This is a genomic window from Cellulomonas sp. NEAU-ZC6 (assembly GCF_056844425.1).
The window spans coordinates 39,306-52,493 of the sequence record NZ_JBXFYH010000005.1; the positions used below are offsets into that span (position 1 = coordinate 39,306).

A 13,188-nucleotide genomic window follows, 5' to 3' on the forward strand; every position below is an offset into this window, starting at 1 on the left:
TCATCCCCTCCACGATGGTGGGATGGGCTCGTGCCCGCGACCCCAGTCCCCGAAGTCCGCACCGGCGCGCTCGACGCCGGGACCGCCGCCGCCGTGCGCGCGCTCGCCGCCGCGGCGGCGCAGCACGACGGCGTCCCGCCGCTGTCCGAGCAGCCGCTGCTCTGGCTGACCGGTGCCGGGCCGGCGATCGTCCACCTCCTGGTGCGCGACCCGGGGGCGGGGGTGCTCGGCTACGCCCAGGTCGACGCCCGCGACCCGGAGCTGGCGACGGCCGAGGTGGTCGTCACCCCGGCGCACCGGCGGCGCGGCACCGGCACCGTGCTGCTCGACGCCGCCCTCGTCGCGGTCCGCGCCCGGGGCGGCGCCGCAGTCGACGTCTGGGCGCACGGCGACGTCGCGCCCGCGCGCGCCGTCGCGGCGCACCGCGGCCTGGCAGCCGTGCGCGAGCTCTGGCAGATGGCGCTCGACCCGCTCGTCGTCCCGGACGACCTCCCGCCCCTGCCGGGCGGCGTGACCGTGCGTGCGTTCGTCCCCGGCGGCGACGAGGACGCGTGGGTCGCGGTGAACGCCCGGGCCTTCGCGCAGCACCCGGAGCAGGGCCGCCTGACCCGTGCCGACCTGGAGGCGCGGGAGGCGGAGCCGTGGTTCGAGCCGGCGGGCCTGCTGCTGGCCGAGCAGGACGGCCGGCTGCTCGGCTTCGGCTGGACCAAGGTCGCCTCGCCGGAGGTGGGCGAGATCTACGCCCTCGGCGTCGACCCGGACGCCCAGGGCCGGCGGCTCGGGCCCGCGCTCACCGCGCGGATGCTCGCCCACCTGCACGGACGGGGCGTGGCGCGGGTCGTCCTCTACACGGAGGGCGACAACGCCCCCGCGATCCGGGTCTACCGCGCGGCCGGCTTCGAGCGGTCGGCGCTCGACGTGGTCTACCGCGTCTCCTGACCCCACCGCGCCGAACGCGGCACGACGCCCCCTGCCGGGCTCCCACGGGGCTCCGGCGGAGGGCGTCGTGCTGACGACCGGTCGTGCGCCAGCCGGTCAGACCGCCTGCGCGGTCGGCAGGATCGTGATCTCGGTGAGGTTCACGTGCCGCGGCACGGCGGCCACGAACGCCACGGTCTCCGCCACGTCGGCGGACTGCAGGCAGTCGATCTCCCGCAGCAGGTCGGCCATCAGGCGGCTCGCGTCGGGGTCCGTGACGTGGTCGGGGAGCTCGGTGTCCACCATGCCGGGCTCCACCGTGGCGACGCGGACCCCCTTGCGGCCGAGCTCCGTGCGGAGCAGGCGCGTGATGTGGCTGACGTACGCCTTGGTGCCCGAGTACACGGAGAACTTCTCCAGGACGCGGGTGGCGGCGATCGACGACGTGGTGATGAGGTCGGCGGGACGCCCGTCGGCCGCAGCGGCCTCCAGCGGGCGGACGAACGCCTCGATCGTGTGCATCACGCCCTTGATGTTCAGGTCGATCTGGGCCTCCCAGTCCGCGACCTGGAGCGCGTCGATCTCGGAGATCAGCTGCACGCCCGCGTTCGCGAAGACCAGGTCGACGTGGCCCCACTCCCGCTCGATCGTCTCGGCGGAGGCGGCGACCTCCTCGCGGGAGGTCACGTCGGTCGGCAGGACGAGCACGGTGCCGCCGGCGGTGGTGATCCGCTCGGCGAGGGCGTCGAGGCGGTCCTTGCGCCGGGCGAGGACGGCGACCCGGGCGCCGAGGGCCGCCAGGCGCTCCGCCGTGGCCTCGCCGATGCCGCTGGAGGCTCCGGTGACGACGGCGGTGCGGCCGGCGAGGACGTGCTCGTTCAGGACGGTGGTGGTCATCTGCGTGTTCCTCTCGTCGTGGACGTCAGGCCGTCGTGCGTCGGCCCGTGCACCGAGGCTCTCTGCCCCGGGGTGGGGGAACCAGGCCGCGGCACGGCCAGGCTCCCGAGTTGCGGGACGGCGGCGGTGCACCACGGCGAGCATGCGAGCGGGACGGTGGCGGATGGCGGGCCGTGTCGCACCCACCCTCGGGGCGTCTCCGGCGGCTGCGGCTCAGACCAGGTCGAGCAGGGCCAGCAGGTCGGCGTCGCGGGCCTCGCGGTCCCCGGGACGCGGCACGAGGTGCTCGCACCAGGTGCCGTCGGGCCGGCGGGCGGTCGCGCGGTCGAGGGCGAGCACGCCCAGCGCGGGGTGGCGCACCTCGTAGGGCGCGCGGGGACGGTGGGTCACGGCCGGTCCCGCCCACAGCGCCCGGAACCGGTCGCTCTCCGCGGCGAGCGCGGTCGTGACGGCCGGCACGGTCCCGTGGTCGGCGGGATCCGCGCCGGACGGCCGCCGGAGCTGGGCGACCACGGCGACCTGGACCTGCACCAGGTCCAGGTAGAACCACGACGCCGCCGGGTGCGTGAACACCGTGCGGGCCAGGTTGGTCACGACACCGAGCGGGGCGTGCAGCGCCTGCCACCGCCGGGTCGCGTGCACGACGTCGAGCGCGTCGCTCAGGATCGCGGCGGCGTCGCCGGCCCCGGGGTGGTGGAGGTGCACCCCTCGACGCTAGGTCGGGGTCGTGACCCCGAGCCTGGCCGCATCACTGCTCCCCAGCACCGTCCAGCGCAGCACCGTCCAGCGCAGCAGGGACCGGCTCCGCAGGCACCGGTGCGTCCGGCACCGCCGCCGGCACCGTCCCGGCCACCGCACGCTCCAGCGCGCGGAGCCGCTGCCCGTCCACCGTCGCCGGCTCGGCGCGGTAGACGACGAGCTGGTGCCCCGGCATCCCGGCGACCTCGAGGGCGTCGAAGTCCACGGTGATCGTGCCGACCTCGGGGTGGTGCAGCTCCTTGGAGTCGTGGGTCTTGGGCGTGACCTCGTGCGCCGCCCACAGCCGGGCGAACTCCGGGCTGCCGTCCTGCAGGCGCCGGACGAGCTGCTCCCGGCGACGCGCGCCCACGTGGATGTCCGAGGTGGCGCGCAGGTTCGCCACGCAGCTGGTCGCGGCGCGGTCCCAGTCCGTGTAGAACGTCCGGCCGGCCGGGTCGAGGAACACCATCTCGACGAGGTTGCCCGTCGCCGCGAACGGGGTGAACAGCCGCTGCGCGAGCGGGTTGATCGCGAGGATGTCGAGGATCGGGTCGAGGACGAAGCAGGCGGCCGCCGGCCACGACTCCATCAGCCGCACGAGCGCGGGGTCGACGGGCGGCGGGGTGTCGGGCAGGGGCGGGACCCACATCAGCTGGGCCAGCGCGTACGCGTGCCGGTGGTCGGCGGTGTCCATGCCCAGCACGTGCGCGAGCGCGTCGACGACCTGGGCGGACGGCCGGGTCTCGCGGCCCTGCTCCAGCCGGGTGTAGTAGTCGACGCTCACGCCGGCCAGCTGCGCGACCTCGTCGCGGCGCAGGCCGGGGACGCGCCGCGCGCCGTAGGACCGCAGGCCCACGTCGTCCACCGAGGTGGCCGCCCGCCGGGCGCGCAGGAAGCTGCCGAGCTCGTTGCCCTTCGCCATGCCGCGAAACTAGAGCCAGGACGCAGCGGGAGCAAGCGCTCGGTCATCCGTCCACACGCCTGTGACCTGGGGCGACGCTCCGTCCGGCGCGACCGTGCCGCGGACGGCTGGTGGCGGCGGCGCGCGGGCTCGCCGCCGTCGCGGACCGCCCTCGCTGACGTCACACCTGGTGCGTCGGCATCACGACGATCTCCGCGACGTTCACGTGCGCGGGCATCGAGGCGGTGAACAGCACGGAGTGCGCCACGTCCTCCGGGGTGAGCGGCCGCTCGACGGCACGCATCCGGCGGAGCCGCTCCTGCGCCGCGTCGTCGTCGATCTCGGACCCGAGCGCGGTCAGCGTGGTGCCGGGCTCGACGTGGCGGACCCGCACCCCGCGGCCCGACAGCTCCGCCCGCAGCGTGCGGGACAGGTGCGCGCGGGCGGCGGCCGTCGCCGAGTACACGCTGAACTCCGGCAGCAGCAGGTGCGACGCCACCGAGCCGACGAACACCAGGTCGGTGGGCTGATCGCCGGCGGCGGCGGCGAGCAGGTCGTCCACGAACACCCGCGCCGTGTTGACCGAGCCGATCAGGTTCACGTCGACCATCTGCGCCCACTGCGCCTCGGACGCCCGCTCGAACGGGGCGCCGAACATCACGCCGGCGTTGGCCACGACGAGGTCCACGCGTCCCCAGGTGTGGTGCACCGCGTCGCGGACGCGGTGCAGCGCCTGGACGTCGGTGACGTCCGCGACCAGGCCCAGGGCCTCCGCACCCGGCGCGGCGCCGCCGGCGCGGTCGGCCCGCCGCACGGACTCCCGGGTGTCGACCGAGGCGACGCGGGCGCCGGCGTGCAGCAGCGACCGGGCGACGGCCCGGCCGATGCCGCCGGCCGCGCCGGTCACGACGGCGGTCCGTCCGCGCAGCGGGTAGGGGTTGTCCTCCAGGCGGGCGTTCTGCACCAGCGACACGGTGGTCCTCCTCAGGTCCGGGCGAGGTCAGGGGCGGGGTCGGGAACGGGGTCGGGCGCGCCGGCCAGCAGCGCGGCCCGCAGCTCGTCGACGTCGACCGGGCCGTCGTAGCGCCGGTCGTCCACGAAGAAGGCCGGCGGCCCGGGCAGCCGCATGGTCGCCGCGTCCGCGTCGTCCTCCGTGACCCGGGCGACGTGCGTGCCGTGCCGCAGGGCGTCGTCCAGGCTGTCCAGGTTCAGGCCGGCCTCGGCGGCGCACCGGCGCACCTCGCGCGACGACAGGCGCCCGGCACGTGCGGCGAGCGCGTCGTGCATCGGCCAGAACCGGCCCTGGGCCGCGGCCTCCTCCGCGGCCTGCGCGGCCTCGGTCGCCACCGGGTCGTCGGTGAGCAGGTGCCGGAACACGAACACCAGCCGGTCGCCGAGCTCGGACCGGAGCTCCTCGACGGTCTCCACGGCGCGCCCGGCGTCCGGGAACGCGAACGAGGCGTAGACCACCAGGCGGATCGGCGCGCCGGGGTCACCGCGCAGGTGGTCCCGCTCGGGGTCCACCGCGCGGATCAGCGGGTCCGCGACGGTGCGCCGGTGCCGGTCCGTCCGCGCGGCCAGCGCGAACGCCGCCGTGGCGAGCAGCGCGGCCAGCACCGAGGCGGTGAGCACCCCGATCCGCGCGTCGGAGCGCAGCGTCTCGTCCGTCAGCGCCAGGTCGACGATGAACAACGCGATCGTGAACCCGATCCCCGAGACGAGCCCGCCCGCCACCAGGTGCCGGGCGTGCAGGCCGGGCGCGAGCCGGCCGAGCCGCAGCGCCACCGCGGCACCCGTGCCGAGGGTGACGCCGAGCAGCTTCCCCCCGACCAGGCCCGCGACCACCGCCCAGGTGACGGGCGAGGTGGCGGCCGAGCGCAGCGTCGGCCCGTCCAGCGCGACGCCGGCGTTCGCGAGCGCGAACACCGGGACCACGACGAGGTTCACGTACGGCGCGTAGAGGGTGTGCAGCCGCTCGTTCACCGACACGGCGCGGGCGATCCGCAGGCCGGCGTCGCGCCCGCGCCGCGGGGTGGGCGCCCGGGAGAACTGCGCCGCGGCGGCCATCGCGGCCTCGACCTTCTCCCGGCGCGGCGGGTACACGGGCATCGCCAGGCCGATGGCGACACCCGCGATCGTCGCGTGCACGCCGGACTCCAGGACTGCCACCCACGTGACGACGGCCAGGGCGAGGTACACCAGCCCGCGCCACACCCGCAGGCGACGCAGCCCGGCGATCGCGAGAGTGGCCGCCGCGGCGACCGCGAGCGGGCCCAGCCGCAGCTCGTCGGTGTAGGCCAGCGCGACCACCGCGAGCGCCCCGACGTCGTCGACGACGGCGAGCGTCAGCAGGAACAGCCGCAGGGCGGCGGGCGCACGGCGGCCGACGACGGCGAGCAGCCCCAGCGCGAACGCCGTGTCGGTCGAGATGACGACGCCCCAGGCGGCGACGGCCTCACGGGGCGCCTCCGCCCAGGTGAGCAGGGCGACGTACAGGACCGCCGGGAGCACCAGGCCGGCGACCGCCGCGACGACGGGGACGCGGGCCCGCGGCCGGTCCCGCAGCTCGCCGACGGCGAGCTCGCGCTTCGCCTCCAGGCTGACCAGGAAGAAGAACAGCGCCATCAGCGCGTCGTTCACCCAGTGGCGCAGGTCCAGCGACACCCCGGCGCCGCCGACCGTCACGGCCGCGGGCGTGTGCCAGAACGACGCGTAGGTGGAGCCGGGCAGGTTCGCCCACACGAGCGCGGCGACCGTCGCCGCGAGCAGGATCGCCGCGGCCGCGGCCGGCGACGTGCGCAGCCGGGCGGGCGTTCCCGCGGCAGCCGCGCGGCCCGGTGCCTCGGCGGTCACCGCAGGCCCCAGCGGGGACGCGGCGGCTCGGGGGCACCCTGCACCGTGGGCAGGCCCGCGTCCTGCCGCGTGGGCAGGACGACCATGTCGGCGACCGTCACGTGCGGTGGCTGGTCCAGGCCGAACGCGACCGCGCCGGCCACGGCCGCGGGGTCCGCCGGGGGGACCTCCTGGCGCAGGGTGCGCCACTCCCGGCGCGCGGCGCGGTCGCTCATCGCCGACCCCAGCCGGGTCCCGGTGATCCCCGGCTGCACCTGGTGCACGCGGATGCCCTGGGCGCCCAGCTCGGTGCGCAGCGTGCGGGCGAGCTGGCCGACGGCGGCCTCGACCGCCGAGTACACCGCGAACCGGGGGAACCCGACCGTGCCGGCGATGGCGCCCACGACCACGAGGTCGCTCCGGCCTCCGGCGGCCGCGGCGGCTGCCAGGTCCCGCACGAAGGTCTGCGCGGTCTGCAGCATCCCGGTGAGGTTCGAGTCGATCATGTCGCCCCACTCGCCGGGGACCCCCGCGGCGAACGCGCCGCCCGCCATCGTGCCGGCCGCCGCGACGACCGCGTCGACCGGCCCGGGCAGCCGCGCGGCCAGGTCGTCCCGGACCTCGCGCAGCGCGAAGCCGTCCGCGACGTCGACCTCCGCGGTCACGACGCGGTCCCCGGCGTGGGCGAGGTCGTGCGCCGCGTCGCGCAGCGCACGGCGGTCGCGGTCGAGCAGCACCACCACGTCGCCCCGCTCCGCGAGCAGGCGCGCGCACGCCAGGCCGATGCCGCTGCCGGCGCCCGTGACGACGACCGTCCTCCCGGGGAGCCGGGTGCCCGTGCGGTCCATGGCTCGAGACCTCCTCTGCTGCGCCGACGCGGTGCGGTTGCGGCAGCCGGGGCGGTGCCGCGGCACGAGCCAAGCCGACCCCGCCCGGTCGTGCCTGGGTGCGTCACGGCCTGGTTCGCGCGGCGCGACCGGTCCACGGTGCTGCCGGTGCGCCGGGCCGGGCGCACCCGACGGAGAGGACGACGATGACGATGCAGCGCGGCAGTGCCCCGGGAGCCGGCGACCGGACGGCTCCCGGGCGGGCGGTGTCCGCCGTCGTCCTGACCGGCGCTCTCGTCCGGACCCTCGACGAGGCGTCCGCCGACCTGGTCGGGGCGGACGTGCTGGTGAAGGGCGGCCTCGTCACCGCCGTCGGCACCGGTCTGCGGGCGTCGGCCGGCGCGGACGTCCACGTCGTCGACGGCACCGGGACGACCCTCGTGCCCGCCGCCGACGACCGGTCCGCCCGGGTCGGCGCCCTCGTCCCAGGCAGTCCGGCGACGTTCGCGATGCTGCCGACGCGGGAGACCCGGCCGGGCCCGCTCGACGAGCTCGTCTGGTATGCGGACCGCGCCACCCTGTGGGTCGACGGCGCGGTCGTCCCCGGCCGCCGGGGCACCCCCGCCCGCGCGCGGACGGGTCGCGCGGTCGAGAGCCCGGTCGTCGGCACCTGGTACGACGAGCGCACCGACGTCGTGCAGGAGCTGGGCCCGGACGGAAGGTACGACGAGACCCGCGGCGGACGCCGCCACGCGTACCAGGGCTGCTTCTGGGTGCACGGCGACCACGTCGTCTACCGCGACGACCTCGGGTTCTGGGCGTACGGGACCCTCCGCGGGAGCACGCTGCACCACGCGCACTTCCGGTTCCGCCGCCGGGCGTGACCTCGCGCCCACGTGCGTGCGGACGGACCCCCGGCCGCCGCGTGCTGTTCAACCCCGCGTGCCACCATGTGGGGATGAGCGACGCCTCCTCCTCCGACGGTGCGGCCGAGGGCCGCCCCCGCCGCACCACGTCGGCCGCGTCCACCGACGGCCGCACCGCGACGAGCACCGGCCGCACGGCCCGGTCCGGCGGCACGGCCCGGTCGGGCACGGCGCGCTCCGGCACCTCCCGGTCCGGTGGCGCCCGCGGTCGCGGCACCACGGCGACGTCGGACGGCGGCTCGGGCACCACGACGGCGCCCACCCCGGTGACGTCGGCCCCGGCCGCGCGCACCCGCCCGCTCGCGCCGGAGCTGGCCGCGCACATCGCCGAGCACATCGCGCCGCTGCCGTCGGACGCGCCGCACCGCGCCCCCGCGGAGCCCACGCCGCTGCCCGACGACCGGTTCCTCGACCGCGAGCTGAGCTGGCTGGCGTTCAACGAGCGGGTGCTGCAGCTGGCCGAGGACCCCACGCAGCCGCTGCTGGAGCGGGTGCGCTACCTGGCGATCTTCGCGTCGAACCTCGACGAGTTCTTCATGGTCCGCGTCGCCGGCCTCAAGCGCCGCATCGCGACGGGCCTGGCCGTCACCGCGGCGTCGGGGATGAGCCCGCGCCGGGTGCTCGAGGCGATCAGCGTGCGCGCGCACGAGCTCGCCGAGCGGCACGCGCGCGTGTTCGCCGACCAGGTGCAGCCCGCGCTCGTCGGCGAGGGCATCACGCTGGTGCACTGGGAGGAGCTGGGCGAGGCCGAGCAGGACCGGCTGCGCAAGTACTTCCGCAAGCAGATCTTCCCGGTCCTCACCCCGCTGGCCGTCGACCCGGCGCACCCGTTCCCCTACATCTCCGGCCTGTCGCTCAACCTGGCGGTCGTCGTGGCCAACCCGACGACGGGCAAGGAGCACTTCGCCCGCGTCAAGGTGCCACCGCTGCTGCCCCGGTACATCGCCGTCGACGGACGGGGCCGGCCGAGCGCCGCGCCGTCCCAGGCGCCCACCGACCGCGCGCCGATGTCGTTCGTGCCGGTCGAGGACGTCATCTCCCAGCACCTCGACCAGCTGTTCCCCGGCATGGAGGTGCGCGAGCACCACTCGTTCCGCGTCACCCGCAACGAGGACGTGGAGGTCGAGGAGGACGACGCCGAGAACCTGCTCCAGGCGATGGAGAAGGAGCTGCTGCGCCGCAAGTTCGGCCCGCCGGTCCGCCTGGAGATCGCCGACACCATCAGCCCCCGCATCCGGCAGCTGCTGGTCCGGGAGCTCGGCGTCGCCGAGGAGGAGGTGTACGAGCTGCCCGCGCCGCTCGACCACACCGGCCTGAACACCGTCGCCGACCTGGACCGCGCGGACCTGCAGTACCCGCGGTTCGTGCCGACCACGCACCGGTTCCTCGCCGAGGTCGAGAGCGCCAACCCGACCGACGTCTTCGCCGCCATCCGGGCGCGCGACATCCTGCTGCACCACCCGTACGACTCGTTCTCCACCTCGGTGCAGACGTTCCTCGAGCAGGCCGCCGCCGACCCCAAGGTGCTGGCCATCAAGCAGACGCTGTACCGGACGTCGGGCGACTCCCCGATCGTCGACGCCCTGATCGACGCCGCCGAGGCGGGCAAGCAGGTCCTGGCGCTGGTCGAGATCAAGGCGCGGTTCGACGAGCAGGCCAACATCGAGTGGGCCCGCAAGCTCGAGCAGGCCGGGGTGCACGTGGTCTACGGCATCGTCGGGCTCAAGACGCACGCCAAGCTGTCGCTGGTCGTGCGCCAGGAGTCGGACGGGCTGCGCCGGTACTGCCACGTCGGCACCGGCAACTACAACCCGAAGACGGCGCGGATCTACACCGACCTGGGCCTGCTCACCGCGGACCCGGACGTGGGCCAGGACCTGACCCGGCTGTTCAACCAGCTGTCCGGCTACGCGCCGAAGTCCCGGTTCCACCGCCTGCTGGTCGCGCCCCGCTCCGTGCGGTCGGGCCTGATCGAGCGGATCGACCGCGAGGCCCGGGCAGCCCGGGCCGGCCGGCCGTCCTGGATCAAGCTCAAGGTCAACTCGATGGTCGACGAGGAGACCATCGACGCGCTGTACCGGGCGTCGCAGGCCGGCGTGCCCATCGACCTGTGCGTGCGCGGCATCTGCGCCCTGCGCCCGGGCGTCCCGGGGCTGTCGGAGACCGTGCGCGTGCGCTCCATCCTCGGCCGGTTCCTGGAGCACTCCCGCATCTACGCGTTCGCCGCGGACGCGGGCGTGCCCCGGGAGGTCGCCGACGCCGCCCGCGACGACGAGGGCGACCGGCTCCCCGGCCCCGAGGTCTACATCGGCTCCGCGGACCTCATGCACCGCAACCTCGACCGCCGCGTCGAGGCCCTGGTGCGGCTGTCCGACCCGGACCAGGTCGCGGACCTCGTGCAGCTGCTCGACGAGTCGATGGACGACGGCACGTCGTCGTGGCACCTCGGCGCGGACGGCGCGTGGACCCGGCACGCGTCCGGTGACGAGGGCCCGCTGCGCGACCTGCAGTCGATGCTCATCTACCGTCAGCGCCGCCGCCTGGGCGCCGCACGGTGACGCGGAACCCCGGTCCGGGCACGGTCGTCGAGGCCGCGGGTGCGCTGGTCTGGCGGGTCCGCCAGGGGCGCCTGCAGGTCGTGCTCGTGCACCGGCCCCGGTACAAGGACTGGTCCTGGCCGAAGGGCAAGCTCGAGCCCGGGGAGCACGTGACCACCGCCGCGGTCCGCGAGGTCGAGGAGGAGGTCGGGCTCGAGGTCGTGCTCGGCCGGCCGCTGCCCGGCCTGGAGTACGTGCTGTCCGACGGCCGGCGCAAGCGGGTGCGGTACTGGGCCGCGCAGGTGGCCGGCCGCCCGGACCGGGCCGCCGTGCAGGCGCGCCCGCCCGCCGCCCGCGCGTCCAAGGACGAGATCGACGCGGTCCGCTGGATGGACGTCGACGTCGCGCGCCGCCGGCTCACCCGCGAGGTCGACCGGGAGCCGCTGGACGCGCTCGTCGAGGCGTACGAGAAGGGCCGCCTCGACACGCGCGCCGTCGCTGTCGTGCGGCACGGGCGCGCCCGCAGCCGCGCCTCGTGGGGCGGCGAGGAGGGCACCCGGCCGCTGACCGACGTCGGCCGGCTGCAGGCGAAGGCCCTGGTCCCGGTGCTGTCCGCCTACGGGGTCGCGGACGTCGTGACCAGCCCGTGGCTGCGCTGCGGCTCGACCGTCGAGCCGTACACCACCGCCGCCGGCATCGACCCGGTGCAGCGGGAGCCGCTGACCGAGGCCGACCACGCGGACTCCCCCGAGAAGACCGCCGACGTCGTCGCCGCCGTGCTCGGGTCGGGCACCGACGTGGCGCTCTGCACCCACCGGCCCGTGCTGCCGACCGTCCTGCAGGTCGTCGGCGCCCACGCGCCCGGTCGGGTCCGCGCCCAGCTGCCCGAGGCGAACCCGTACCTGCGACCCGGCCAGGCGCTGGTCTGCCACGTGGTCCGCGACGGCGAGGACGGCGTCCGCGTCGAGGCGGTCGAGCTGCACACGCCGCTCGCCTGACACGCGGACGGCGCGCCCCCGCAGCGGGGACGCGCCGTCCGGCGAGCTCGGGGGCGGGTCAGACCGCCGCGCCCTCCAGCGTGCCGGTGACGGGCTCGGGGCTCAGCAGGACGCACTGCACCGCGCGGTCGCCCTCGTCCCAGGACGCCGGGGTCGGCGCGAGGTAGCTGAAGTCGAGGGTCGACTCCTCGTAGGTCATCCCGATGAACGGCTCGAACGCGTCGTAGCAGAACGTGCCGGCCTGGTCCTCCAGGTCCGCCGGGACCTCGTCGCCCGTCAGCTCGTTCTCGGCGTACACCTCGCCGTCGTGCGGGTCGCCGCACGGGACGGTCGGCAGCGTCTCGACCTCGGTCTCCGTGGCCGCCTCCATGTCGAGGCAGTCACCGACCTCGAGCGAGAACACGTCGGCGTCGGCCGAGGCGGTGATCTCCCCCGACGCCTCGTCGCGCTGGGCCGCCTCGGGCCCGCAGGCCGTCAGGGCGAGCGCCGAGGCGCCCGCCAGCACAGCGAGGGCACAGCGGGCAGTCAGGGTTCGCACAGTCATAGCCCGAGTCAACCGTCCGGCGGGGCGCGCTGTCCACCACGACGGCGCGCGTCACCCGCTCAGCCCAGGAAGAGGTTCAGCACCAGGTACACGCCGGCCGCCACCAGCGCGGCGGCGGGGATGGTCAGCACCCAGGCGACGCCGATGTTCTTCGCGACGCCCCAGCGCACGGCCGACAGCCGCTTGGTGGCACCGACGCCCATGATCGCCGAGGTGATGGTGTGCGTCGTCGACACCGGTGCGTGCAGCCAGTAGGCGTTGAGGTAGAGCACGATCGCGGACACCGACTCGGCGACGAAGCCGCGCGCGGGGTCCAGCTCGATGATCTTCCGGCCCAGCGTGCGCATGATGCGCCAGCCGCCGGAGTAGGTGCCGAGCGAGATCGCCGTGGCCGCGGACAGCTTCACCCAGAGCGGGATCTCGTCGTTGTTGTCGTGGAACCCGCCGGCGATCAGCGCCAGGACGATCACGCCCATGGTCTTCTGCGCGTCCTGCAGGCCGTGCCCGAGGGCCATGGCCGCCGCGGACGCCGTCTGCGCGAGGCGGAACCGGCGCTGGGCCGGGGCGGGGGACGCCCGCCGGACCAGCCACAGCACGCCGACCATCACGAGGAACGCGACCCCGAAGCCCACCAGCGGCGACAGCACCATCGGCAGGACGACCTTGTCGAGGATCGCGTCCCAGTGCACGGTCACGCGGGACGCGACGCCGACGCCGGCCAGGCCGCCGATCAGCGCGTGCGTGGAGGACGACGGCAGCCCGAGCCACCACGTGATGAGGTTCCAGGTGATCGCCCCGATCAGCGCGGACAGCACGATGACCAGGCCCTCGTGCGCGGAGACGTCGCTGATGCTGATGATGTCGTGCGCGATGGTCGTCGCGACGTGCGTGCCGAGCAGCGCGCCGACCAGGTTGAACACGGCCGCCATGATGAGCGCGGCCCGGGGCGTCAGGGCACGCGTCGACACCGAGGTGGCGATGGCGTTGGCGGCGTCGTGGAAGCCGTTGGTGTAGTCGAAGCCGAGCGCGAACGCGACAACGACCACGACGAGCGCGAGTTCCACCGGTGC

At 75.7% G+C, this 13,188-nt stretch carries 12 protein-coding genes; 4 read left to right on the forward strand and 8 right to left on the reverse strand.

From position 1 onward, the window contains the following. The first annotated feature begins 30 nt into the window (after positions 1-30). A complete protein-coding gene (gene mshD, locus AC1050_RS17795) occupies positions 31-939 on the forward strand; it encodes a mycothiol synthase (protein ID WP_482388744.1) in 909 nt (302 codons plus the stop codon). A 96-nt stretch (positions 940-1,035) separates the two neighbouring features. Here mshD and AC1050_RS17800 read toward each other — a convergent pair whose 3' ends face one another. The 6 genes from AC1050_RS17800 to AC1050_RS17825 form a co-directional block, all read right to left on the reverse strand. Next, positions 1,036-1,815 (reverse strand): SDR family oxidoreductase, encoded by a 780-nt coding sequence (locus AC1050_RS17800; RefSeq protein ID WP_482388745.1) that lies wholly within the window; start codon positions 1,813-1,815, stop codon positions 1,036-1,038. 213 nt (positions 1,816-2,028) lie between these two features. Then, on the reverse strand, positions 2,029-2,520 hold the full coding sequence (locus tag AC1050_RS17805; RefSeq protein WP_482388746.1) for an MmyB family transcriptional regulator: 492 nt from the start codon (positions 2,518-2,520) through the stop codon (positions 2,029-2,031). A 43-nt stretch (positions 2,521-2,563) separates the two neighbouring features. Then, the gene (locus tag AC1050_RS17810) at positions 2,564-3,475 is read right to left on the reverse strand and encodes a helix-turn-helix transcriptional regulator (RefSeq protein WP_482388747.1); all 912 of its coding nucleotides are present in this window, start codon (positions 3,473-3,475) and stop codon (positions 2,564-2,566) included. Positions 3,476-3,635: 160 nt separating this feature from the next. Next, positions 3,636-4,427: an SDR family oxidoreductase gene (locus tag AC1050_RS17815; RefSeq protein ID WP_482388748.1), complete on the reverse strand. Its 792-nt coding sequence runs from the start codon at positions 4,425-4,427 to the stop codon at positions 3,636-3,638. Positions 4,428-4,438: 11 nt separating this feature from the next. After that, complete coding sequence (nhaA, locus tag AC1050_RS17820; protein ID WP_482388749.1) at positions 4,439-6,307, reverse strand: Na+/H+ antiporter NhaA; 1,869 nt, start codon at positions 6,305-6,307, stop codon at positions 4,439-4,441. Then, positions 6,304-7,134 (reverse strand): SDR family oxidoreductase, encoded by an 831-nt coding sequence (locus AC1050_RS17825; protein WP_482388750.1) that lies wholly within the window; start codon positions 7,132-7,134, stop codon positions 6,304-6,306. Before AC1050_RS17825 ends, nhaA begins: the two co-directional genes overlap by 4 nt. Before the next feature lie 185 nt (positions 7,135-7,319). On the opposite strand from AC1050_RS17825, the gene AC1050_RS17830 reads away from it, so the two are divergent. The 3 genes from AC1050_RS17830 to AC1050_RS17840 all read left to right on the forward strand — a co-directional run bounded on the left by AC1050_RS17830 (position 7,320) and on the right by AC1050_RS17840 (position 11,574). Next, positions 7,320-7,997: an Atu4866 domain-containing protein gene (locus AC1050_RS17830; protein WP_482388751.1), complete on the forward strand. Its 678-nt coding sequence runs from the start codon at positions 7,320-7,322 to the stop codon at positions 7,995-7,997. 74 nt (positions 7,998-8,071) lie between these two features. Next, on the forward strand, positions 8,072-10,597 hold the full coding sequence (locus AC1050_RS17835; RefSeq protein WP_482388752.1) for an RNA degradosome polyphosphate kinase: 2,526 nt from the start codon (positions 8,072-8,074) through the stop codon (positions 10,595-10,597). Then, positions 10,594-11,574 (forward strand): NUDIX hydrolase, encoded by a 981-nt coding sequence (locus tag AC1050_RS17840; RefSeq protein WP_482388753.1) that lies wholly within the window; start codon positions 10,594-10,596, stop codon positions 11,572-11,574. The genes AC1050_RS17835 and AC1050_RS17840 overlap by 4 nt, the downstream gene beginning before the upstream one ends. Positions 11,575-11,632: 58 nt before the next feature. Here AC1050_RS17840 and AC1050_RS17845 read toward each other — a convergent pair whose 3' ends face one another. Next, positions 11,633-12,118 (reverse strand): septum formation family protein, encoded by a 486-nt coding sequence (locus AC1050_RS17845; RefSeq protein ID WP_482388754.1) that lies wholly within the window; start codon positions 12,116-12,118, stop codon positions 11,633-11,635. A 59-nt stretch (positions 12,119-12,177) separates the two neighbouring features. Further along, positions 12,178-13,182, reverse strand: a complete 1,005-nt coding sequence (locus AC1050_RS17850) for an inorganic phosphate transporter (RefSeq protein ID WP_482388755.1) — start codon at positions 13,180-13,182, stop codon at positions 12,178-12,180. Positions 13,183-13,188: the final 6 nt, after the last annotated feature.

Coding starts and splice junctions, on each gene's coding strand:
- AC1050_RS17800 (WP_482388745.1), bottom strand. CDS start 1,815: ATGACCACCACCGTCCTGAACGAGCACGTCCTCGCCGGCCGCACCGCC.
- AC1050_RS17810 (WP_482388747.1), bottom strand. CDS start 3,475: ATGGCGAAGGGCAACGAGCTCGGCAGCTTCCTGCGCGCCCGGCGGGCG.
- AC1050_RS17825 (WP_482388750.1), bottom strand. CDS start 7,134: ATGGACCGCACGGGCACCCGGCTCCCCGGGAGGACGGTCGTCGTCACG.
- AC1050_RS17830 (WP_482388751.1), top strand. CDS start 7,320: ATGACGATGCAGCGCGGCAGTGCCCCGGGAGCCGGCGACCGGACGGCT.
- AC1050_RS17835 (WP_482388752.1), top strand. CDS start 8,072: ATGAGCGACGCCTCCTCCTCCGACGGTGCGGCCGAGGGCCGCCCCCGC.
- AC1050_RS17845 (WP_482388754.1), bottom strand. CDS start 12,118: ATGACTGTGCGAACCCTGACTGCCCGCTGTGCCCTCGCTGTGCTGGCG.